The following is a 21389-nucleotide window of genomic DNA, read 5'->3' as shown; positions in this document are numbered from 1 at the left end:
CGAGATATACGTCGAACCGCTGACTGTTCAATTGAGCCGCATCTCGGATATTGCGGCTGTCCAAGAATAGCAACACCATTTCGTCCCGTCCAGACAATTCCCGCGCGCATTTCACGCTACGGCGACAAATGCACTTCAGCGGCAATTGATACGGGCTTCAGCGGGTCCGCACCCAGGCATCCGGTGCTAGCGTTTCAACGCGAGAGGACGAGATCATGGCGAGCAGGCGAATCGACGGCGAGGGCCGTCTGGCCGGCCCGTCGACCGCGCTCACCGACCGGCTCGAGCGCCCCCTGCGCGACCTGCGCATCTCGGTGACCGACCGCTGCAACTTCCGCTGTGTCTACTGCATGCCCAAGGAGATCTTCGGGCGCGACTACGCCTTTCTCGACCGTGACGAGCTGCTCAGCTTCGAAGAGATCACCCGCATCGCCACCGTCGCCGCCGCGCACGGGGTGCACAAGCTCCGCCTGACCGGAGGCGAGCCGCTGCTGCGCCGCGGCATCGAGCAACTGATCGAGCAGCTCGCCGCCATCCGCACCCCGGAGGGCCGACCGCTCGACCTGGCCCTGACCACCAACGGCTCCGCCCTCGCGGTCAAGGCGCAGGCACTGAAGGCCGCAGGCCTGAAGCGGGTGACGGTGTCGGTCGACTCACTCGACGACGCCCTCTTCCAGAGCATGAACGACGTGCGCTTCCCGGTCAGCCGAGTGCTCGACGGCATCGACGCGGCGCACGAGGCCGGCCTCGGGCCGATCCGGCTCAACATGGTCGTCAAGCGCGGCGTGAACGACGGTGAGATCGTCGACATGGCGCGGCACTTCAAGGGCACCCCCTACACGCTGCGCTTCATCGAGTACATGGACGTCGGCAACACCAACGGCTGGTCTCTCGATGAGGTGGTGCCGTCGGCCGAGATCATCGAGCGGATCGGCGCGGTGTTCCCGCTCGAGCCGGTCGCCCCCGCGGTGCTCGGCGAGACCGCGAAACGCTGGCGCTACACCGACGGCGGCGGCGAGATCGGCGCCATCTCCAGTGTGACCAACGCGTTCTGCGGCACCTGCACGCGTGCGCGCATCTCGACTGAGGGGAGGCTGTTCACCTGCCTGTTCGCCTCCCAGGGCCACGACCTGCGCGCGCTCATGCGCGGCGGAGCCGACGATGTCGAGCTTGCGGCGGCCATGGCATCCATCTGGGGCGGACGAGACGACCGCTACTCCGAGATCCGCGCGGGGCTCACCCCGGCGCTTCGCACGCAGCGCAAGCGCATCGAGATGTCGTACATCGGCGGCTGAGCCGCCGCTTCTCAGGCCAGCACGTCGGCGATGACGTCCCAGACGTCGTCGGCCACTGAGCGCTTAGTCCCGGATGCCCTGGCGAGAACCGCACCCCCGTCGCCGATGACGTGCACGGTGTTCTGCCCCGACTCGAAACCGCGCTCCCAGCCGACCTCGTTCACCACGAGCAGATCGACGCCCTTGCGCTCGCGCTTGCGCCGCGCGCGCTCGATCAGCTCGTCGCCGTCGTCTGCGGTCTCGGCCGCGAACGCGACGATCACCTGACCCGGATGCCGCCGAGCGGCCAGATGAGCCACGATGTCCTCGTTCTGCACCAGCTCGATGCTCTCGAGCGGGCCGGAGTCCTTGGTGAGCTTGCGGTCGGACACGTCGGCCGGACGGTAGTCGGCGACGGCCGCGGCCATCACGATCACCGCGGCCTCCTCCGATGCCCGGCGCATCGCGTCGCCGAGTTCGGCTGCGGTGCCGACGTGCTCGATGCGGATGAGCGGATGCCGTTCGGCATCCGCCAGCACCGCACCGTCGACGTGCGCGGCGACGAGCACCACCTCCGCGCCGCGGTCTGCGGCGGCGATGGCGAGGGCTGTGCCCTGCCTCCCGCTGGAGCGGTTGCCGAGGAAGCGCACGGGATCGAGGGGCTCGCGGGTGCCGCCGGCCGACACTGCGACCCGCAGGCCGTCGAGGTCCTGCTCGGAGTTCGGTCCCGATTCTTCGTCGTCGAGCAGGGCGAGCGCCCCCGCCATGATCTGCTCGGGCTCGAGCATCCGCCCCGGTCCGGAATCGCCGCCGGTCAGCTCGCCCTCTCCCGGGCCGAGGATGGCGACACCGCGATCGCGCAGCGTCGCGACGTTCGCCTGCGTCGCCGGGTGGCGCCACATCTCGGTGTGCATCGCCGGGGCGATCACGACCGGCGCGGTCGTGGCGAGCAGAGTGGTGCCGAGCAGGTCGTCGGCGAGTCCCGCTGCCATCTTCGCGATCGTGTTCGCCGTGGCGGGCGCGACGATCACGAGTTCGGCGGCCTGCCCGAGAGCGACGTGGCGCACCTGGGCGACATCCTCGTGCACGCTCGTCGTCACGGGTCTACGACTGATCGCCTCCCACGTGGGCAGGCCGACGAAGCGCAGCGCGTCTTCGGTCGGCACGACGGTGACCTCGTGCCCCGCGGTGATCAGCAGGCGCACCAGGTGCACGCTCTTGTAGGCGGCGATCCCGCCGGTGACGGCGACGACGATGTTCACGCGTTCGATTCTGCCCCAGGCTGCAGGACAGTCGGCGATTCGACCGCCCCTGCCGTGCGCCCTCCCCTGCTGCAGGCGCACCTAGACTCGTGCTCGTGTGCACCGTCGTGATCGATGTCGCCCCCTCCCCCGGCGCGGGCGCCCGGCTGCTGGCCGTGCGCGACGAGGATCCGGATCGCCCATGGGACGACCTCGGAGAGTGGTGGCCGGACGCGCACCCGGGGGTGATCGGCATCCGCGACCGCCGGGCCGGTGGCGCGTGGCTCGCCGCCGACCCCGCCGCCGGACGCCTGGCCGTGCTGCTCAACCGCGCCGACGTGGTCGACCTGCCACAGGACGGTGCGCGCTCGCGCGGGTCGCTGGCACTCGAGTCGGTCGCCGGCCGCTCGCCGGACGGTCCGCTGCCGATGCACGGATTCAACCTGCTCGAGGTGACGCCGGAGGGATCCCGCGTGCTGTCGTGGGACGGTGCCCAGCTGCGGGAGACCGCGGTGCCGGCGGGGGTGCACATGATCGCCCACGACGATCTGGACGACCCCGGCACGGCGCGCATCGAGGCGTGGCTGCCCCGCTTCGCCGCGTCTGCGGGCGACGCACCCGCAGGCCACGCGTCCGCGTGGGACGAGCGCTGGGTCGCGGTGCTCGCAGAGAGCGCGAGCCTCTCCCCCGACGACGACAGGGCGATCGTGCGCGACAACCGGGTTCACGGGTATCCCACGATGTCGCTGCTGTTCTGCACCGCAGAGGTCGCCTCCGGGTCGCTTCAGGTGAGCTCCCGGGTGCTGACCGATCCGGGCCACTGGGGCTGACGACGCGCCCGCGCCGCAGCGCAATTTGCCGTCACACGCAGGAAGCGGGTATTGACTCCTCGGCGACGCTGCCTTACTCTTTTCATAGAGCAAGATGATTCTTTCACTTTATGGAAATGGGAACGGAGAGGGACATGAGCTCACATTCGACTGAGACGAGCGGGTACGTCCCGTTCGCAGAGAACCCATCGGTCAACATCGACCCGGATTTCCACCTGCCTGCCGACGAAGGCAATGGCTTCATCCGCGCATTCCGCGTCCTCTTCCCGAAGGCGGCCTGAGGACCAACGCGCGACACAGGGGATCGGCTCCGCCCATCGGCGGTCCGGTCCCCTTCTGCGTGCAGCCAGGCTCAGCGAGCGGTGAGCGCGGGCAGGTCTGCGGCGATGGCGCGGCCGACTTCGCGCAGCAGCGGCACCGCGTTGGCCATGCTCTTCGCCGGCTCGGGCTCGAGGTCGCTCAGCGCGTAGACCTTCCCGAAGCCCGCGGACGCGGCCTGCGCGGCGTCCAGCGTGGTGCGACCGCACACCGCAACGACGGGCTTGCCCGCCCTCGCGGCGGCCGCCGAGACGCCCAGTGGCGTCTTGCCGCCGAGACTCTGATCGTCGAGGCTTCCCTCGCCTGTGATCACGAGGTCGGCATCGGCGATGCGCTCGTCGAGTGAGATCAGGCGCAGGATGACGTCGATGCCCGCTTCGCGCACCGCGCCGAGCACCGCGAGAGCCGCGTACCCCACCCCGCCCGCGGCGCCCGCACCGGGGGCCGTCGCCGAGGGCCGCACGCCGGGCAGCACGTCGACGACCTCTGCGAGACGCGACAGGCCCGCCTCGAGGACAGCGACATCGTCGGCGCTCGCCCCCTTCTGCGGTGCGAAGACCGCGGCGGCCCCCCGGTCTCCCAGGAGAGGATTGTCGACGTCGGCGGCCAGCACGAAGCTGACGCCGTCGAGCCGAGGGTCGAGGCCGGAGATGTCGGCCGAGACCAGATCGACCAGGCCCGCGCCGCCGGGTCGCACGGGTCGATCCTCGGTGCGCAGTGCCACGCCCAGCGCCTGCAGCATCCCCGCGCCGCCGTCGGTGCAGGCGCTGCCGCCCACGCCGAGCACGATCGAGGTCGCGCCGCGATCGAGCGCCGCCGCGATGAGCTCGCCGGTGCCGCGGCTGGTCGCTGCGAGGGCATCCTTCTCGCCGTTCGGCAGCAGGTCCAGACCACTCGCGGCGGCCATCTCGATGATCGCCTGCTCTCCGCGGACGGCGAAGGCGGCATCCACCGGGCGGCCGGTGGGGCCGGTCACCGACACCGTCACGGGGGTGAACCCGCTCGCCACGGCCGCGTCGACCGTGCCCTCGCCGCCGTCGGCGACGGGAGCCGCGTCGACGACGGCATCCGGGGTGATCTCCCGGATGCCGTCGGCGAGCGCCGCCGCCACCTCGGAGCCCGTCGCCGAGCCCTTGAACTTGTCAGAGGCGATGAGGATGCGCATGTCGTACTCGGAATCGATCAGTCGAGCAGGGCGTAGATCGCCTCGGGTGCGTCGGCCGGCGACGCCGCGAGGTCTTCGAATTCGTTCATGGTGTCGAGGTCGGCACCCATCGCGATGTTCGTGACGCGCTCGAGGATGACCTCGACGACGACGGGAACCTGGAACTCGTCGCGCAGGCGGGCGGCCTCGGCGAAGCCGGCGGCGAGCTCTTCCGGGCGCTCGACGCGGATCGCCTTGCAGCCGAGCCCCTCGGCGACCTTGACGTGGTCGACGCCGTATCCGGTGGCGACGCTGTCGGGGTCGTACGGCGTGTTGACGTTGTCGAACGCCAGCGAGACCTCGTAGTCCATCTCGAAGCCGCGCTGGGACTGACGGATCAAGCCGAGGTAGCTGTTGTTGACCACGACGTGGATGTACGGCAGCTTGTGCTGCGCGCCCACCGCGAGCTCTTCGATCATGAACTGGAAGTCGTAGTCGCCCGAGAGCGCGACGACCTGCTCCCCCGGCTTGCCGCGCACGACGCCGAGGGCGGCGGGACCCGTCCAGCCCAGAGGTCCGGCCTGGCCGGCGTTGATCCACTTGCGGGGGCCGTAGACGTGCAGCAGCTGCGCGCCGGCGATCTGCGACAGACCGATCGTGGTGACGAAGGTGGTGTGGCGGTCGAACGCCGTGAGCATCTCCTGATACACGCGGTGCGGCTTCATCGGCACGTTGTCGAAGTTGGTCTTGCGCTGCAGACGCGCCTTGCGGTCGCGGCACTCCTCGGCCCAGCCGTTGTAGTCGGGCAGCTCGGCGACGCGGTCTCGCGCGGCTTCGAGCAGCACGTCCATGAACGCGCCGGCGTCGGAGACCACCCCGTAGTCGGGCGCGAACACGCGGCCGATCTGGCTCGGCTCGATGTCGACGTGCACGAACGTGCGGCCCTTGCGGTACGTGTCGAGCCCGCCGGTGTGGCGGTTGGCCCAGCGGTTGCCGATGCCGAGCACGAAGTCGCTCTCGAGGAAGCTCGCGTTGCCGTACCGCTGCGAGGTCTGGATACCGACCAGGCCGGCTGCCAGCGGGTGATCGTCGGCGATGGCGCCCCAGCCCATCAGGGTGGGCACGACCGGCACGCCGAGGGTCTCGGCCAGCTCGACGAGCTTGTCGGAGGCGCCGGAGTTGACGATGCCGCCGCCGGCGACGATCACGGGGTGCGTCGACGCGGTGAGCATGTCGAGCACCTTCTCGGCCTGCGCGCGGGTGGCGACGGGCTTCGCGACCGGCAGCGGCTCGTACGTGTCGATGTCGAACTCGATCTCGGTCATCTGCACATCGAACGGCAGGTCGATCAGCACGGGGCCGGGACGGCCCGAGCGCATGATCTGGAAGGCGCTCTGGAACACGCCGGGAACCTGCGCGCCCTCGAGCACGGTCTTGGCGAACTTGGTCACGGGCTTCGCGATGGATGCGATGTCGACGGCCTGGAAGTCCTCCTTGTCGAGCTTGGCGACCGGCGCCTGGCCGGTGATGCACAGCATAGGGATGCTGTCGGCGATCGCCGCGTACAGCCCGGTGATCATGTCGGTGCCTGCGGGGCCGGAGGTGCCGAGGCAGACTCCGATGCGGCCGTCGCCGGTGCGGCTGTAGCCGTCGGCCATGTGCGAGGCGCCCTCGACGTGGCGGGCGAGAGTGTGCCGGATGCCGCCACCGGCGCGCATCGCGGAGTACAGGGGATTGATGGCGGCTCCGGGCAGGCCGAACGCCTCGTCGGCGCTCTCCTTGATGAGGATCTGGACGATGGCGTCCACTGCGCGCATGCGGGTCATGATGTTCTGTCCTTGATTCTTATTCGCGGCCGGAGAGCTCGGCGGTGAGCGTGAAGAGGCCGGAGTGGTCGAGGCCGCCGTCGCCGCGGGCGACGAGCGAGGTGACGAGCTGGGCGACGGCCGAGCCGAGCGGCACGGCGACGCCGGCGCCGCGGGCTGCGGCGGTGACGATGCCCAGGTCCTTGTTGTGCAGGGCCAGGCGGAAGCCGGGGGCGAAGTCGCGGTCGAGCATCTTCTGCCCCTTCTGGTCGAGGACCTTGGAGCCGGCGAGACCGCCGCCGAGCACCTTGAGCGCGGCGTCCGTGTCGACGCCGTACGCCTCGAGGAAGACGATCGCCTCACTGAGCGCCTGGATGTTCACGGCGACGATGAGCTGGTTGGCGGCCTTCACCGTCTGCCCCGCACCGGCGGGCCCCACGTGCACGATCGTCTTGCCGATCGCCTGCAGGATGGGCTCGGCCTTCGCGAAGTCCTCGGGAGAGCCGCCGGTCATGATCGACAGGACGCCGTCGATGGCGCCCTGTTCGCCACCGGACACGGGCGCGTCGACGGCGCCGAGGCCAGCGGCGATGGCCTCCTCGGCGAGCTCCTTCGCGACGTCGGGACGGATCGAGGAGTTGTCGATCCAGAGGGCGCCCTTCTTCGCGTTGGCGAAGACGCCCTCGGGGCCCTGCACGACGCCGGCGACATCCGGGGAGTCGGGGACCATCGTGATGATCACGTCGGCGTCCTTGACGCCCTCGGCGACGCTGGCTGCGCCCTTGCCGCCGGCATCGACGAGCTTCTGCACAGCTTCGGGACTGCGGTTGACGCCGGTGACGGTGTAGCCGGCCTTGACGAGGTTCTTCGCCATGGGCAGGCCCATGATGCCGAGGCCGATGATGGTGATGCTGGTCATGTCGTCGCTCCTTCGCGGAAGTGGGTCAGTTCTTGGTCCAGGCGAACGGGTCGCTCTGGGTGGCCTTGTACTCGAGCCCGATCACGCCGTCGTAGCCGCCGGCGCGAGCGGCGTCGATCCACGCGGTCAGCGGCAGCTCGCCGGTGCCGGGCTCGCCGCGCCCGGGGGCGTCGGCGATCTGGATGTGCCCGAACTCGCCGGCGTGGTCGGCGATGACGGCTGCGACGTCGTCGCCGTTGACGGCGAGGTGGTAGAAGTCGGCGAGCAGGCGGACGTTGTCGACGCCGTGCTCGTCCTTGACGCGGGCGATGACGGCGAGCGCGTCTGCAGCGGTCTTGAGCGGGTAGGCGTCGGCACCCGAGACGGGCTCGAGCAGCACGATGCCGCCGATGCGGGCTACCGCCTTGCCCGCGATCGCGAGGTTCTCGACCGCCAGGTCGTCCTGGGCCTTCTCGTCGACGCCATCCTGGCGCAGACCGTAGAGGGCGTTGAACGCCTTGGTGCCCGTGCGCTCGCCGATGCCGACGACGACCTCGACGTTGTCACGGAACTCGCCCTCGCGACCGGCCCACGAGACGAGGCCGCGGTCGCCGGCGGGCATGTCGCCGGCGAAGAAATTCAGACCCGTGAGCTGGACGCCTGCCTCATCGATGGCGGCGACGAACGCGTCGACCTCCTGCTGCTCGGGCACGGCCGACGAGAAGGGCCACCAGAACTCGACGGCGTCGAAGCCGGCGGCCTTGACTGCGGCGGAACGCTCGTTGACGGGAAGGTCGGTCAGCAGGATCGACGCGTTGACGGTGTAGCTCATGATCGTCCTTGGTTTCGTGATACGGAATAAAAGTTTCTACTAATGAAAGGCTAGGGACGAGCCAGAGGTGTGTCAACGGAGAGGCGCCGGTATTCCAGCATCCGGAACCGGCTGGAAAGCCGAACGCACCCACCGGATGCCCGATGGGTGCGTTCGCCCGGTGCGCGATGCGCGGGACCGGCTCAGGTGAGCTTGATCTGACGGTTCATGTCCTTGTAGAGCAGGTAGCGGAAGTCGCCGGGGCCGCCGGCGTAGCAGGCCTGCGGGCAGAACGCGCGAAGCAGCATGTAGTCGCCGGCCTCGACCTCGACCCAGTCGCCGTTGAGGTGGTAGACCGCCTTACCCTCGAGCACGAAGAGGCCGTGCTCCATGACGTGCGTCTCGGCGAACGGGATCGAGCCGCCCGGCTTGAAGGTGACGATGTTCACCTGCATGTCGTGCGCCATGTCGCTCGAGTCGGCGAAGCGCGTGGTCAGCCACGCGTCGGTGCCGACCATCGGGGTCGGCTCGACGTCCTGGTCACGGGTGACGAAGGAGGCGGGTGCGTCGACGCCCTCGAGCCACTCGTACGCCTTGCGGATCCAGTGGAAGCTGGTGACCTCGTCGCCCTCGTTCTTCAGCGACCAGTCCGCCCCGGGGGCGAGGAAGGCGTAGCCGCCCTCTTCGAGCACGTGCGTCTCGCCCTCGAGGGTCAGCGTGAGCTTCCCGGTGGTGACGAAGACGACGCCCTCGACGCCGGTCTCGGGCTCGGGCTTGGCCGCCTCGCCGCCGGGCGAGATCTCGACGATCAGCTGCGAGAAGGTCTCGGCCGAGCTCGGGGTGGGCTTGGCGATGATCCAGGCGCGCGTGTTGCTGAAGCCCGGCAGGCTGCTGGTGACGATGTCGCGCAGCACGCCCTTCGGGATCACCGTGTAGGCGAGCTTGACGATCGCGCGGTCGGTGAGCAGGTCGGTCTGCGGCGGCAGCCCTCCGGTCGGGGTGTAATAGGACATCAGGCCTCCTTGGTGGCGAGTTTGGGATGTGCGAGCCGCGTCAGCTCGGCGGGCGAGGCGCCGGTCGACGAGCGCACCTCGTCTTCGGTGAGCGCACCGCACTCCAGGCCGCGCACGACGAAACGGGCGAGGGCTCGCGCGGTGGCGGGCTCGTCCATGATCGTCGCGTCGCTGCCGTGCAGGTAGTTGTCGAGGCGCCGGGCGGCGGCCTCGAAGCCCTCGCGGTAGAACGCGTAGGTCGCCAGGTACCGAGTGGGCAGCTGGTTGGCGTGCAGGTCCCAGCCCTGGTAGTAGCCGCGCTCGAGCGAGCGCCGCACCAGGCGGGCGTGCAGCTTCCAGGCATCCGTCGCCTGCTCGCCGACCGGGATGACGTTGGTCGACCCGTCGGAGAGCCGCACGCCGGTCTCGGCCACAGCCACCTGCATGACCTGCTTGGCGTAGTCGGCGGCTGGGTGCTCCATCGACTGGTACGCCGCGGCGATCTGCAGCGACGCGCTGTAGTCGTATGTGCCGTAGTGCAGAGCCGAGACACGCCCCTCGGCGCGGTGCAGCAGCGTCGCGACGGGGATCGTGCCGTCGGCGGCGACGATCAGCTGCGGCGTCTCCATCTGCACCTCGAAGCGCAGGCGCCCCGATGCCAGGCCCAGGCGCTCCTCGAAGCGCTCGCATAGCGCGACCATGGCCTCGACCTGTGCCACGGTTGTGACCTTGGGCAAGGTGAGGACGAGCCCGTCCGGCAGCGCGCCTGCGGCGGCGAGGGTGGTGACGAAGCGGTCGAGGGTACGGATGCCGCGACGCCTGGTCGGCGCCTCGAAGCACTTGAACCGGATGCCGATGAACGGCGTCGCCGTGCCCGCGGCGAGGGCCTCGGCGACGCGTTCGGCGGCGAGGATCGCGTCGGCGTCCTCCTCGTCGTCGTCACGCGCGCCGTAGCCGTCCTCGAAATCGAGGCGGAGGTCTTCGATGGGCTCGCGGCGCAGCTTGGCATCCACCAGCGGAGCGAGCTCGCCGGCGAGGTGCCCCAGCCCGACCGACTCGGCGAGCGCGGCCGTGCCTCCCGCCGCCTCGACTGCCGCGATCGCGGCCGCGCCGAAGCGTGCCGGCAGGTCGCGATCGAATCGGTCGGCCGGCACGTACAGGGTGTGCACGGGCTGACGGCTGCCGTCATCGCCGGGGTACGAGCCCGCGAGAAGGGCGTCGGCCTGCGCCAGGCGCGCGTCGATGTCTGCGAAGTCGTCTTCGCGCAGGGATGTGGTGGCTGACACGCTGGTCACTCCTTCTCTGCGCCGGACTTGACGACCCGGACGATCGCCTCGGCCACGGCACCGGCGACCTCGGGGTCGAAGACGCTGGGGATGATGAAGCTCGCGTTGCGCTCCTCGTCGTCGACGCGCGCGGCGATCGCCTCGGCGGCTGCGACCAGCATAGGTGGGGTGATGTCGGACACGCCCGCGTCGAGAAGACCGCGGAAGAAGCCGGGGAAGGCCAGCACGTTGTTGATCTGGTTGGGGAAGTCGCTGCGGCCGGTGGCCACGACGGCGGCGTGCTTGGAGGCCACGACCGGGTCGACCTCGGGCGTCGGGTTGGCCATCGCGAAGACGATCGCACCGTCGTCCATCGCCGCGATGTCGTTCTCGTCGAGCACGTTCGGGGCGCTGACGCCGATGAACACGTCTGCGCCGACCATGGCCTCCTTGAGGGTGCCCGTGAAGTTGCGCGGGTTCGTGTTGGCCGCGAGCTCGACGCGGTGTGCGTCGGCGTAGTCCTCGTCGCGGTTGATGGCGCCGTTGCGACCGCACGCCACGATGTCCTTCGCACCCTGCTCGAGCAGCAGCTGCGCGATCGCGTTGCCCGCGGCACCCACGCCCGAGAGCACGATGCGCACGTCCTCGATCTTCTTGCCGACGACCTTCAGCGCGTTCACGAGGGCGGCGAGGGTGACGATCGCAGTGCCGTGCTGGTCGTCGTGGAAGACGGGGATGTCGAGCTCTTCACGCAGGCGGGCCTCGATCTCGAAGCAGCGGGGAGCCGCGATGTCCTCGAGGTTCACGCCGCCGTAGACGGGCGCGATCGCCTTGACGATCTTGATGATCTCCTCGGTGTCCTTGGTGTCTAGACAGACGGGCCACGCGTCGACGTTGGCGAACTGCTTGAACAGCGCGGCCTTGCCCTCCATGACGGGCAGGGCGGCCTCGGGTCCGATGTCGCCGAGACCGAGCACGGCGGTGCCGTCGGTGACGACGGCGACGGTGTTGCGCTTGACCGTGAGGTTGCGCGCCTTGCTCTTGTCTTCTGCGATGGCCATGCACACGCGCGCGACACCGGGGGTGTAGGCGCGTGAGAGGTCGTCGCGATTGCGCAGCGGGACGCTGGGCACGACCTCGAGCTTGCCGCCGAGGTGCATGAGGAAGGTGCGGTCGCTCACCTGGCGCACGTGCACGCCGTCGAGCGCCTCGACGGCGTCGCGGATGCGGGTGGCGTGGTCGTCGTCGATCGTGTTGCAGGTGAGATCGACGACGATCGAGGTCGGGTGCGACTCGACGACGTCGAGTGCGGTGATCGCAGCGCCGGCGGATGCCGCGGCAGCCGCGAGCTCGCTGGTGACGCTGAAGTTGGAGGGGGCGTCGATGCGCAGTGTGATCGAGTTGCCGGGACCCGGATTGGCCATGATTCCTCTTCCCTGAGGTGCGCCGTACGCCGCAGCGCCGACTCACATTTGCTGGTGGACTACCTCGTGCTTTCGCATCGTGGAGACTATTGTCTATCTTACGAAAGTTCGGTGCAATCAACGATGATGGGTCGCGCAGGATTTTCGCTCGCTCTTCTCGCATGATGGAATCATGTCGGTACCTAGGAGGACTTGATGGCCGAAAGCAAGACCCCGCGCGGCAGCGGATCCGGAGTGCAGTCCGTCGAGCGGGTGTTCGAGCTGCTCGAGCTGGTCACCGACGCCGGCGGCGACGTCACCCTCAGCGAGCTCGCGTCGTCGACCGACCTGCCGCTGCCGACCATCCACCGGCTGCTGCGCACCCTGGTGTCGCTCGGCTATGCGCGCCAGCTGCCGAACCGGCGCTACGCGCTGGGGCCGCGGCTGATCCGCATCGGCGAGGGCGCCTCGCGCCAGTTCGGAGCCCTTGCGCGCCCGCAGCTGAAGACCCTCGTCGACCAGCTTGGCGAGAGCGCCAACATGGCGGTGCTCGACGGCAACATGGTCGTCTACGTCGCCCAGGTGCCGTCGCTGCACTCGATGCGCATGTTCACCGAGGTGGGCAGGCGTGCGCACACCCACGACACCGGCGTCGGCAAGGCGATCCTCGCCCAGCTGCCGAATGACACCGTGCGCTCCATCGTCACTCGAGCCGGGATGCCCACTCCCACTGAGCACAGCATCGGCGACGTCGACTCGCTCATCGCCGAGCTCGACCGCATTCGAGAGCGCGGGTACGCGATCGACGATCAGGAGCAGGAGATCGGGGTGCGCTGCTTCTCGATGGCGGTGCCGGACGCACCGACGCCCACCGCGGTCTCGGTCTCGGGACCGATCTCGCGCGTTGACGAGGCCTTCGGCGAGCGCGCCGTGCCCATGCTGCGGGCGGCGGCCGAGGCGATCAGCGCCGAGCTGGCGTCCTGACGGCGGGCGAGGGATGACGAGCGAACGCGTCGCCGTGGTGACCGGGGCCGGATCCGGGATCGGCCGTGCCGTCGCCGCGGCGATGCTCGAGGCGGGCTTCCGGGTGGCGCTCGCCGGCCGGCGGGCGGATGCCCTGCAGCAGACTGCAGACGGGCATCCGGACGCCCTCGTCGTGCCGACCGACATCACCGTGCCGGCCGAGGTCGACGCGCTGTTCGACCGCGTGGTGGCCGAGTGGGGCCGCGTGGACGTGCTGTTCAACAACGCCGGGATCTTCGGGCCCGTGGCATCCGCCGCCCACGTCGACCCGGTCGAATGGCAGCGCACGATCGATGTGAACGTCACCGGCGCGCTGCTCTGCGCCGGAGGGGCGATGCGCGCGATGATCGCCCAGCGACCGTCCGGCGGTCGCATCATCAACAACGGCTCGATCGCGGCCCAGGTGCCCCGGCCGCTCTCGGTCGCGTACGCCGTGAGCAAGCATGCGATCACCGGCTTGACGCGATCGATCGATCTCGACGGCCGAGCGCACGGCATCAGCTGCGGTCAGATCGACATCGGCAACGCCGCGACCCGCATCATGTCCGACATCGGGGTGGGCTCCGGAGCCCTGCAGGCCGATGGCTCGCGCCTGGTCGAGCCGACGTTCGACGTGGCGGATGCGGCGCGCGCCGTGCTGTTCATGGCGCAGCTGCCGCCGGAGGCGAACATCTCCTCGCTCACCGTCACCGCGGCCGGGATGCCGTTCGGCGGTCGCGGCTGACCACTGTCCCGGTGTCGATCCCGACGACGCGGTGATCACGCACGAAGGTCCGCGCCCCTCTCGCGGGAGCGCGGACCTCTGTGCAGGTGGGTCGATCTCAGTGCGCTGAACTCAGTGCGCTGGTCGGTGTGACCGACGAACCCCCGGAGTGTGTGCCGTGCCGGCTCCCGCCGGATCAGCAGAAGCCGGCGATGCCGTCCCACGACCAGTGGTCGGTGTCGGCGCCCTCGCGGAGGAACGACGCCTCGATCAGGCCGTAGGGGCGGTCGGCCGCGTAGAACACCTCGTTGGGGTTCTCGAGACCGAACGGCGACAGGTCCACCACGAAGTGGTGGCTGTTCGGGGTCGAGAAGCGGATCTCGTCGATCTCGGGGTGCGCCTCGAGAACAGCCTCGGCCATCTCCTTCAGCGTGTGCTGCAGGGCGTACGAGTAGTTGCGCGAGAAGCCGGCCAGCAGCAGGCGGCGGACGTCCGCGAAGACATCGTTGAAGTCGATGTCGTTGCGGTTGTAGCGCCACTTGGCGGTGACGGAGGTGGCCAGGATGCGGTCCTCGGTCTCGGGGAGCGTCGTGTACTTGTCTTTCGGGTACCCGACGAATCCGCTCTGCGTCGACTTCAGCACCTTGAGGTCCTGCAGACCGGTGATGACGACCGTGTCGTCGCCGTCGATCTGCACCACCGAGGTGCGGGTCTCGGTGCCGCCGCGCACGAACGAATGGTCGTGCTCGCCGGCGTCGCCCTGGATGCGCTGCCAGGTGTACTGCTCGGCCTCCCAGCGTCCGCCGGTGACCCAGTCGAACTCGCCGGTGAAGTGACGGCCGAGGCGCAGCAGAAACTCCTCGGGGCTGCCGACGCCGTCCTTGGCGAAGGCGTACACCGTGTTCTTCTGCGTGTCGGTCGGCACGACGTGCTCGTTGTTGCCCTCGAAGTGAGCGCTGTCGAAGTCGCCGCGCAGCTGCGAGGTGACATTGAGATCCTCGATCTCGTGGCGGTCGGAGTCGCGGGTGACGCGCACGACGCGGACCTCTGCCTTGCCGTACTGGTTCTTGCCCAGAATGATGTTGGTCATGATCTCAACTCAGCTTCCTCGGTAAGTGGAATAGGCGAACGGGCTGAGCAGAAGCGGCACGTGATAGTGCGCCTGCTCTGCGTCGACCTGGAAGGTCAACACCACCTCCGGGAAGAAGGTGTCCGTGTCGATGCCGGCGAAGTAGGCCGCCGTGTCGAACCGGAGGCGGTATGCACCGCTCTCCAACAGCGAAGGGCCCAGTTCTTTCACCCGCCCGTCAGCATCTGTGGATCCTGAACCGATCACGACCCACTCGTCGCCCTGTCGGGCTTCGAGTGCGACGGCGACGTCGGGCGCGGGGCGTCCGATCGAGGTGTCCAGGATGTGGGTGGTCACGTGGGAAACGCTCATGGCGCGCTCCTTCAGCTCTCGAGGGCTCCGGTCAGACGCAGCGCTGCGATCTCGCGCAGCTGCTGGTCGACGACGGCGAGTTCCTGTTCGGGGGTGTTGCCCAGCCGCTTCTGCAGCAGGGCGAGGATCTCCTCGGCGGAGCGTCCGGCAGCGCGTACGAGGTACACGCGGTCGAACTTCTCCTCGTAGGCCTTGTTGCCCGCGGCCAGCGCAGCGGCGGCGTCGGCATCGACGCCCGGCTGCTCGCGGCGCGAGTGCGCGGCCTCGGCCGTGTCGCCTTGCGGCTTCTCGCCGATGCGCGGGTGATGCGCGAGTGCGCCGTCGATCTCGGCCTCGGTGAGCGGGGCAGCGACCGTGGCGGCCGCTGCGACGATCTGGTCGAAGCTCTGGTACGGTCGGCCGTCGACGATCGCGTCGATCCAGCGGGCGATGTCCAGAGCCGGCTTCACGACGGCGACGGCTTCTTCACGGGGAGCCGAGTTGAAGTTCTCGAGTAACATCTTCGATCCTCAAGCAGATGCTGGCATCCGGCGTGAAGGCTATACGGAAACCCCTGACGGAGTCTTCACGAGAAGGTTACTTCCGTATGCCGGAACTGTTATTTCAGCATGTGTAAGTAGTGTGCGCGCCGCCGGGAGGGTTTGTCAACCTCCCGGCGGCGCCTTTTCGCATCGTGGAGTCAGGCGCCCAGTTCGGCGCGCAGACGCGCCACGTGACCGTCTGCATCCACACCGTACTCCGCGCGCTGCACGACGCCGTCGCCATCGAGCACGAACGTCGAGCGGATGACGCCGTCGAAGGTCCGATCACCCACGCTCTTCTCGCCCCACACGCCCCAGGCGCGGGCCACGGCGGCGTCCCTGTCGGCGAGCAGCGGGAAGTTCAGGCCCTCGGCCTGTGCGAACGCGCGGATCTCGTCGACGGAGTCGGGCGAGATGCCGATGACCGCGTAGCCCGCGGCATCCAGCGCCGAGAGGCTGTCGCGGAAATCGCACGCCTCAGTGGTGCAGCCGGGCGTCGCCGCCTTCGGGTAGAAGTAGACGACGACGTTGCGGCCGCGGTAGTCGGCGAGCGCGACGGTGCGGCCCTCCGCATCCTCGAGGGTGAAGTCGGGCGCGGTGACGCCGGCGGTGAGCTTGTCGGTCATGGTGGCTCCGTTCGGTTGCGGGATGGATGTCTGCTGCGGGATGGATGCCCCGCTGCGGCGCTGTCGTCCGGCAGCGTCGTCAGCGGGCGACGGGCAGCACGTCGAAGGCTTCGGCGAGGTGCATGATCTTGCGTGCACGCCCCAGACGGGGCAGGTCGCTGCCGTCGCGGACGATGCGACCGCGGGCGTCGAAGTCGGCGAGGAACTCGGAGGCCCATTCGACGTCGGTGCGCGTGGGGCTGATGACCTCGTTCACGACGGGGGTCTGCTCGGCCTGCAAGCAGAGCTTGCCCGTCATGCCCATCGCCACGGTGGTGGCCGACTGCTCGCGCAGGATGGGGTGGCTCGATCCGACGGTCGGCCCGTCGATCGGGCCGGGGAGCCCGCCGACGCGGCTCGAGATCACAAGGCGGGCGCGCGGGTACGCCATCGCCTCCCGGTCGGCCGACATCCCGGTGTCGCGACGGAAGTCGCCACTGCCGAAGGCCAGACGGAAGACACCCTTGGCGCGGGCGATCTCGCTCGCGTTCTCGATGCCGACGGCCGATTCGACGAGGGCGACGATGGGAACCCTGGCGCCCAGGCGATTGAAGGTGTCCATGGCCTGGCCGCCGAGCTCTGTCTTCGCGAGCATCACGCCCTGCAGACCGGGTGCGCGGCGGAGCTCTTCGATGTCGTCCGCCCAGTAGTCGCTGCCGGCGTCGTTGATGCGCACCCACGCGCGTCCGCCCTCACTCAGCCAGCGCACGACGTCGGCGCGAGCCGACTCCTTCCTGCTGGCATCGACGGCGTCCTCGATGTCGAGCACCACCGCATCGGCGTGCGAGGCCGCCGCGTCGTCGAAGGTCTCGGGGCGGGTGGCCGCGACGAGCAGCCAGGAGCGGGCGAGTTCGGGAGCGATCTCACGTCGCGCGGCGGACGGGAGGGGAGCGTTCATCTGAGTTCCGATCAATGAAATCCGGTTTCTGCGATGTGAAAAGTCTACTGTGGAGCACTTCCGTCCGCCAGCAGACCCACCGATCGCTCAGCCTATGCCGGGACTACACTCGCACCGTGTTGACAGCGTTTCGTCCGCATGGTGAGATCCCTTAGTGCGAAAAGTTGTTCTCGCATCATGAAAGTATCAGAAAGGGCGGTCGGGATGTCACAGGACGCCGAGCACCAGGAGACAGCACGGACCTCGCTCGACCCCACGGGCGAGCACTACGACCTCGTGATCCGTGGTCAGCGCGTCCTCACCAGCTCAGGCATCCGCCCCCGAGAGGTCGGCGTGCGCGGCGGCGTCATCGTCGCGATGCAGCCGCTCGGCAACGATCTCGACGGCGCCGAGGTCGTCGAGCTCGCCGAGGACGAGACGCTCATCCCCGGCCTGGTCGACACCCACGTGCACGTCAACGAACCGGGCCGCACCGAGTGGGAGGGCTTCGCCTCTGCCACTCGCGCCGCCGCAGCCGGCGGCGTGACGACGATCGTCGACATGCCGCTGAACAGCATCCCTCCCACCGTCAGCGTCGAAGCGCTCGAGATCAAGCGCGAGGTCGCGCGGGGGCAGACTCACGTCGATGTCGGGTTCTGGGGCGGTGCGGTCCCCGGCAACACCGCCGACCTGCGCCCCCTGCACGACGCAGGCGTGTTCGGCTTCAAGAGCTTCCTGCTGCACTCGGGTGTCGACGAGTTCCCGCCGCTCGACCCGGACGAGCTCGAGAAGGACATGCGCGAGCTCGCCACGTTCGACTCCGTGATGATCGTGCACGCCGAGGACTCCAGGGCCATCGACCGCGCCCCGCAGCCCGACGGGGACGACTACTCGAAGTTCCTCGCATCCCGCCCCCGCGGCGCCGAGAACCTCGCCATCGCCGAGGTCATCGAGCGTGCCCGCTGGACGAATGCTCGGGCGCACATCCTGCATCTGTCGTCGTCGGATGCTCTGGCGATGCTGCGCACCGCGAAGCACGACGGCCTCAAGATCACCGTCGAGACCTGCCCGCACTACCTGACTCTGGTCAGCGAGGAGATCCCCCTCGGCGCGACGGCGTTCAAGTGCTGCCCGCCGATCCGAGAGGCGGGCAACCGCGAGCTGCTCTGGCAGGGCCTGGAGGACGGCACGATCGACTTCATCGTGTCGGACCACTCCCCCTCGACCCTCGACCTGAAGGATCTCGAGAACGGCGACTTCGGCGTCGCCTGGGGCGGCGTGGCCTCGCTGCAGCTGGGGCTCTCGCTCATCTGGACCGAGGCGCGTCAGCGCGGGCTCTCGCTCGAGCAGGTCGTGGCATGGATGAGCGAGCGGCCGGCCCAGTTCGCCGGCCTCACCGGCAAGGGACGCATCGCGCCGGGCTACGACGCCGACTTCTCGATCTTCGCCGCCGATGACGCCTACGTGGTCGACGCGAAGAAGCTGCACCACAAGAACCCCATCACGCCATACCAGGGCAAGGCTCTCGCCGGCGTCGTGCGCCGCACCTGGCTGCACGGCGAGATCATCGACTTCGAGAACCCGCGCGGACGACTGCTGCGCCGCGGCATGACCAACGCATGAGACGAGCCTCGCAGCGCGGATGACCGCGCCGACGCCAGCAGGGCAGCCTCAGGAGGGCAGCGGCTCCTCGCGGTAGAGCGCCTCGAAGGTGTCTAGCGTGCGGTTGATGTCGTGCACGGCCACGCCGTCGAGCGAGGCGCGCTGCATCCGCTCGTACTCGGCGGGCGACGCGGTCAGCACCCGGGTCAGCTTGTCGGCGAGATCGTCGACGTTCCCGGGCTCGAACAGGTAGCCGTTCTCGCCGTCGTGCACGAGATGCGGCAGAGCGACGGCGTCGGCGCCGACGATCGGCAGGGCGGATGCCATGGCCTCCATCGTCACGATCGACTGCAGCTCGGCGATCGAGGCGATCGCGAACACCGACGAGCGCGAGTACAGCTCGCGCAGCTGCGCGTCGGTCACCCGGCCGTGGAACGTGACCCGATCCTCGATGCCCAGCTGCGCGGTGAGCGCCTCGAGGGCCTTGCGCTGGTCGCCGCCGCCGGCGATGTCGAAGTGCACGTCGAGCGCCGAGTCGAGCGCCGCCACCGCGCGCAGCACGACGTCGACCTGCTTCTCGCCCGTGAGCCGCCCCACGAAGAGGATGCGGTTGCGCTCGCGCGGGGCGATCACCGGATCGTAGTTGCGTCGGTCGATGCCGCAGCTGATCGGCACGACGCCCGGCATGTCGATCGTGCGCTCGAGGAAGTCGGCGGCCTTGCGGGTGGGCGTGGTCACCGCGCGGGTCATGTCGAAGGTGCGCTTGGCGTCGGCCCAGGCCAGGCGCAGCACGATGTCGTCGATGAACTTCGGCATCGCGGTGTGGTCGAGGATGTTCTCGGCCATCACGTGATTGGTCGCGATGACGGGGATGCCACGCTGATGGGCGATGCGGGTCAGTCCGCGCCCGATGATGATGTGCGACTGGATGTGCACGATGTCGGGACGCACCTCGTCGAGCACCTTACGCGCCCAGTGCTTCGACCGCCACGGCCAGACGAAGCGCACCCAGTCGTGGGGCAGCCAGCGCAGCGCGGGCAGCCGGTGCATCGTCATCGGCTCGCCCTCGATCACCTCGGTGTGCGCGGGCGAGCGCCGGTACGCGGTGTTGGGCGCGACGACGTGCACGTCGTGGCCGCGCTGCACGAGGCCGGCGGCGAGGCGCTCGGCGAAGCGTGCGGCTCCGTTGATGTCGGGGGCGAACGTGTCGCAGCCGATGAGGATCTTCAGGGGGCGTCCGGAGGTCACGGGAAGTCTGCTGCCTATCTCTAGCTCTGGGCGCCCGTCACTCTACCCGAGGGCACTGTGCCATCTCGGGAGGCGGGCCGCGTACCGTGGGCTCATGCGTCTGATCTCGTCTGCCGACCGTGCTCTGTGGATCCCCGTCACCGGCTCTCTGGGCTTCAGCGGCCGTCGGCATCGGAAGGCCGCCATCCGGATGCTGATGGCGCAGGCGGGCACGGGACTCGGGCGCGAGACACTGCCCGGCGCCCGATTCGGCAGCTGGCTGGCGAGTCAGGCCATCCCGTTCGCGATGCGCAGGGCCGACGGACGGGTGCTGGCCTGGACATGGAAGGCCGAGCCGGAGCTCGTGGTGGCGATGGCGACCGTGCAGGCGCTCACCCCGCAGCTGCGCACCGCCCGCGCCATGATGCCCATGGAGTACGACGACACCGAGGACTTCCGCTCCGCGCTCGGCCAGGGCGAGAAGCTCATGATGCCCGTGCCGCCCGATCCGGCGTCCCCCGCGTCGGCGACCTACACGTGGGACACCGGCACGCACCTGATCACCCTGACCGCGGTGTGCAGCGATCGGGAGCGGTTCGGGACCCTCGAGGCCGCCCTCGACGACCTCGCCCGCAGCATCCGGATCGCCGATGACATCCCCGGCGGCGAGGGCGACGTGCTGCGACTGCCTCCGGCCTGAGCTGCTGCGGCCCACCTGAGCGGCGCGGAACCGAGACCCGGCTGACGAGCGCAGGTCAGGCGGGTGCGTACTCCGAGATCACGACGCCCGAGTCGAACCGGGTGACCGCACGCGGGACCATCGCGCGCGGTGCGTAGGGGTGATCGCCGAGCAGCCGGATGCCGTCGCCGAGCAGCACGGGACTCGCCTTCAGCACGAGGCGGTCGATCTCGCCGGCCAGTCGCCCGGCGAGTGCCCCGCCTCCGCACAGCCAGATGCCGGCGCCCGGCTCGCCCTTCAGCTCGCGGACGACCTCCACCGGATCGCGGTCGGTGAACTGGACGGTCTCCGCCCCCTCCGGCGCATCGTGCGCGCGCGTGAAGACGATCTGCCGCAGGTGCGAGTAGGGATTCGGCACGTGGGGCAGGCCGACCGCGTAGGTGTTCCAGCCCATCAGCACCGTGTCGAAGGGGCCGCCGTCGCTCGGCACCCCCACGTGATCGGCGAAGGCGGTCGGCACGGTGCCGCGATACCTCTCCGCGATGAAGGCCATATGGTCGCCCTCCGCGAGGAACCGGTCGTGCTCTCCACCCGGCCCGGCGATGAAGCCGTCGATCGAGACGGCGACGAAGTAGGTGAGTTCTCGCATCAGTGCTCCAATCACGACAAC

Annotated in this window: 22 protein-coding genes; 7 read left to right on the top strand and 15 right to left on the bottom strand. The window is 69.3% G+C overall.

Annotated features, from left to right (window positions below; genetic code table 11):
- Window positions 1-215: 215 nt before the first annotated feature.
- The gene (gene moaA, locus PGB26_RS04815) at window positions 216-1295 is read left to right on the top strand and encodes a GTP 3',8-cyclase MoaA (protein WP_271639207.1); all 1080 of its coding nucleotides are present in this window, start codon (window positions 216-218) and stop codon (window positions 1293-1295) included.
- Window positions 1296-1306: 11 nt separating this feature from the next.
- Here the strand turns inward: moaA and coaBC are convergent, their stop codons facing one another.
- Window positions 1307-2536: a bifunctional phosphopantothenoylcysteine decarboxylase/phosphopantothenate--cysteine ligase CoaBC gene (gene coaBC / locus PGB26_RS04810; RefSeq protein ID WP_271639206.1), complete on the bottom strand. Its 1230-nt coding sequence runs from the start codon at window positions 2534-2536 to the stop codon at window positions 1307-1309.
- 95 nt (window positions 2537-2631) lie between these two features.
- Here coaBC and PGB26_RS04805 point away from each other — a divergent pair, with 95 nt between their 5' ends.
- Entirely contained in the window at window positions 2632-3345 is a 714-nt protein-coding gene (locus tag PGB26_RS04805) for an NRDE family protein (protein WP_271639205.1), read from the top strand.
- Window positions 3346-3479: 134 nt separating this feature from the next.
- Window positions 3480-3626 (top strand): hypothetical protein, encoded by a 147-nt coding sequence (locus PGB26_RS04800; RefSeq protein WP_271639204.1) that lies wholly within the window; start codon window positions 3480-3482, stop codon window positions 3624-3626.
- A 71-nt stretch (window positions 3627-3697) separates the two neighbouring features.
- Here PGB26_RS04800 and PGB26_RS04795 read toward each other — a convergent pair whose 3' ends face one another.
- From PGB26_RS04795 to PGB26_RS04765, 7 genes are all read right to left on the bottom strand, one after another.
- A complete protein-coding gene (locus tag PGB26_RS04795) occupies window positions 3698-4828 on the bottom strand; it encodes a glycerate kinase (RefSeq protein ID WP_271639203.1) in 1131 nt (376 codons plus the stop codon).
- Window positions 4829-4845: 17 nt separating this feature from the next.
- On the bottom strand, window positions 4846-6633 hold the full coding sequence (gcl, locus tag PGB26_RS04790; protein ID WP_271639202.1) for a glyoxylate carboligase: 1788 nt from the start codon (window positions 6631-6633) through the stop codon (window positions 4846-4848).
- Window positions 6634-6652: 19 nt separating this feature from the next.
- A complete protein-coding gene (locus PGB26_RS04785) occupies window positions 6653-7531 on the bottom strand; it encodes a 2-hydroxy-3-oxopropionate reductase (protein ID WP_271639201.1) in 879 nt (292 codons plus the stop codon).
- A gap of 25 nt (window positions 7532-7556) precedes the next feature.
- Window positions 7557-8342, bottom strand: a complete 786-nt coding sequence (locus PGB26_RS04780) for a hydroxypyruvate isomerase family protein (protein ID WP_271639200.1) — start codon at window positions 8340-8342, stop codon at window positions 7557-7559.
- Window positions 8343-8524: 182 nt separating this feature from the next.
- Window positions 8525-9337 (bottom strand): bifunctional allantoicase/(S)-ureidoglycine aminohydrolase, encoded by an 813-nt coding sequence (locus PGB26_RS04775; RefSeq protein ID WP_271639598.1) that lies wholly within the window; start codon window positions 9335-9337, stop codon window positions 8525-8527.
- Window positions 9334-10599 (bottom strand): DUF6986 family protein, encoded by a 1266-nt coding sequence (locus PGB26_RS04770; RefSeq protein WP_271639199.1) that lies wholly within the window; start codon window positions 10597-10599, stop codon window positions 9334-9336. The genes PGB26_RS04775 and PGB26_RS04770 overlap by 4 nt, the downstream gene beginning before the upstream one ends.
- A 5-nt stretch (window positions 10600-10604) precedes the next feature.
- Window positions 10605-12002, bottom strand: a complete 1398-nt coding sequence (locus PGB26_RS04765) for an NAD-dependent malic enzyme (RefSeq protein WP_271639198.1) — start codon at window positions 12000-12002, stop codon at window positions 10605-10607.
- 195 nt (window positions 12003-12197) lie between these two features.
- Between PGB26_RS04765 and PGB26_RS04760 the strand changes: the two genes are divergently transcribed.
- Together PGB26_RS04760 and PGB26_RS04755 are read left to right on the top strand one after the other, a co-directional pair.
- A complete protein-coding gene (locus tag PGB26_RS04760; protein ID WP_271639197.1) occupies window positions 12198-12965 on the top strand; it encodes an IclR family transcriptional regulator in 768 nt (255 codons plus the stop codon).
- 13 nt (window positions 12966-12978) lie between these two features.
- A complete protein-coding gene (locus tag PGB26_RS04755; RefSeq protein WP_271639196.1) occupies window positions 12979-13728 on the top strand; it encodes an SDR family oxidoreductase in 750 nt (249 codons plus the stop codon).
- Between the two features lie 175 nt (window positions 13729-13903).
- On the opposite strand, the gene pucL is transcribed toward PGB26_RS04755, so the two are convergent.
- From pucL to PGB26_RS04730, 5 genes are all read right to left on the bottom strand, one after another.
- Window positions 13904-14797, bottom strand: coding sequence for a factor-independent urate hydroxylase (gene pucL, locus PGB26_RS04750; protein ID WP_271639195.1), 894 nt, complete (start codon window positions 14795-14797; stop codon window positions 13904-13906).
- 9 nt (window positions 14798-14806) lie between these two features.
- Window positions 14807-15148 (bottom strand): hydroxyisourate hydrolase, encoded by a 342-nt coding sequence (gene uraH / locus PGB26_RS04745; RefSeq protein WP_271639194.1) that lies wholly within the window; start codon window positions 15146-15148, stop codon window positions 14807-14809.
- Window positions 15149-15159: 11 nt separating this feature from the next.
- Window positions 15160-15648, bottom strand: a complete 489-nt coding sequence (uraD, locus tag PGB26_RS04740) for a 2-oxo-4-hydroxy-4-carboxy-5-ureidoimidazoline decarboxylase (protein ID WP_271639193.1) — start codon at window positions 15646-15648, stop codon at window positions 15160-15162.
- 179 nt (window positions 15649-15827) lie between these two features.
- A complete protein-coding gene (gene bcp / locus PGB26_RS04735) occupies window positions 15828-16295 on the bottom strand; it encodes a thioredoxin-dependent thiol peroxidase (RefSeq protein WP_271639192.1) in 468 nt (155 codons plus the stop codon).
- A gap of 79 nt (window positions 16296-16374) precedes the next feature.
- The gene (locus PGB26_RS04730; protein ID WP_271639191.1) at window positions 16375-17232 is read right to left on the bottom strand and encodes an HpcH/HpaI aldolase/citrate lyase family protein; all 858 of its coding nucleotides are present in this window, start codon (window positions 17230-17232) and stop codon (window positions 16375-16377) included.
- A gap of 204 nt (window positions 17233-17436) precedes the next feature.
- Between PGB26_RS04730 and allB the strand changes: the two genes are divergently transcribed.
- Entirely contained in the window at window positions 17437-18834 is a 1398-nt protein-coding gene (gene allB / locus PGB26_RS04725; RefSeq protein ID WP_271639190.1) for an allantoinase AllB, read from the top strand.
- Window positions 18835-18882: 48 nt separating this feature from the next.
- Here the strand turns inward: allB and PGB26_RS04720 are convergent, their stop codons facing one another.
- Window positions 18883-20061, bottom strand: a complete 1179-nt coding sequence (locus PGB26_RS04720; protein WP_271639189.1) for a glycosyltransferase — start codon at window positions 20059-20061, stop codon at window positions 18883-18885.
- Between the two features lie 94 nt (window positions 20062-20155).
- Between PGB26_RS04720 and PGB26_RS04715 the strand changes: the two genes are divergently transcribed.
- Entirely contained in the window at window positions 20156-20740 is a 585-nt protein-coding gene (locus PGB26_RS04715) for a hypothetical protein (RefSeq protein ID WP_271639188.1), read from the top strand.
- A 55-nt stretch (window positions 20741-20795) separates the two neighbouring features.
- On the opposite strand, the gene PGB26_RS04710 is transcribed toward PGB26_RS04715, so the two are convergent.
- A complete protein-coding gene (locus tag PGB26_RS04710) occupies window positions 20796-21368 on the bottom strand; it encodes a dihydrofolate reductase family protein (RefSeq protein ID WP_271639187.1) in 573 nt (190 codons plus the stop codon).
- Window positions 21369-21389 lie beyond the last annotated feature (21 nt).

It is taken from the genome of Microbacterium sp. nov. GSS16, assembly GCF_028198145.1.
Classification (GTDB): domain Bacteria; phylum Actinomycetota; class Actinomycetes; order Actinomycetales; family Microbacteriaceae; genus Microbacterium.
Note: the sequence above shows the minus strand (reverse complement) of the source record. Positions and strands in the feature narration are given on the sequence as shown.

Coding starts and splice junctions, on each gene's coding strand:
- PGB26_RS04760 (WP_271639197.1), top strand. CDS start 12,198: ATGGCCGAAAGCAAGACCCCGCGCGGCAGCGGATCCGGAGTGCAGTCC.
- PGB26_RS04785 (WP_271639201.1), bottom strand. CDS start 7,531: ATGACCAGCATCACCATCATCGGCCTCGGCATCATGGGCCTGCCCATG.
- moaA (WP_271639207.1), top strand. CDS start 216: ATGGCGAGCAGGCGAATCGACGGCGAGGGCCGTCTGGCCGGCCCGTCG.
- PGB26_RS04730 (WP_271639191.1), bottom strand. CDS start 17,232: ATGAACGCTCCCCTCCCGTCCGCCGCGCGACGTGAGATCGCTCCCGAA.
- PGB26_RS04765 (WP_271639198.1), bottom strand. CDS start 12,002: ATGGCCAATCCGGGTCCCGGCAACTCGATCACACTGCGCATCGACGCC.
- PGB26_RS04710 (WP_271639187.1), bottom strand. CDS start 21,368: ATGCGAGAACTCACCTACTTCGTCGCCGTCTCGATCGACGGCTTCATC.
- uraH (WP_271639194.1), bottom strand. CDS start 15,148: ATGAGCGTTTCCCACGTGACCACCCACATCCTGGACACCTCGATCGGA.
- gcl (WP_271639202.1), bottom strand. CDS start 6,633: ATGACCCGCATGCGCGCAGTGGACGCCATCGTCCAGATCCTCATCAAG.
- PGB26_RS04755 (WP_271639196.1), top strand. CDS start 12,979: ATGACGAGCGAACGCGTCGCCGTGGTGACCGGGGCCGGATCCGGGATC.
- PGB26_RS04800 (WP_271639204.1), top strand. CDS start 3,480: ATGAGCTCACATTCGACTGAGACGAGCGGGTACGTCCCGTTCGCAGAG.
- allB (WP_271639190.1), top strand. CDS start 17,437: ATGTCACAGGACGCCGAGCACCAGGAGACAGCACGGACCTCGCTCGAC.
- pucL (WP_271639195.1), bottom strand. CDS start 14,797: ATGACCAACATCATTCTGGGCAAGAACCAGTACGGCAAGGCAGAGGTC.
- PGB26_RS04795 (WP_271639203.1), bottom strand. CDS start 4,828: ATGCGCATCCTCATCGCCTCTGACAAGTTCAAGGGCTCGGCGACGGGC.
- bcp (WP_271639192.1), bottom strand. CDS start 16,295: ATGACCGACAAGCTCACCGCCGGCGTCACCGCGCCCGACTTCACCCTC.
- PGB26_RS04715 (WP_271639188.1), top strand. CDS start 20,156: ATGCGTCTGATCTCGTCTGCCGACCGTGCTCTGTGGATCCCCGTCACC.
- PGB26_RS04780 (WP_271639200.1), bottom strand. CDS start 8,342: ATGAGCTACACCGTCAACGCGTCGATCCTGCTGACCGACCTTCCCGTC.
- uraD (WP_271639193.1), bottom strand. CDS start 15,648: ATGTTACTCGAGAACTTCAACTCGGCTCCCCGTGAAGAAGCCGTCGCC.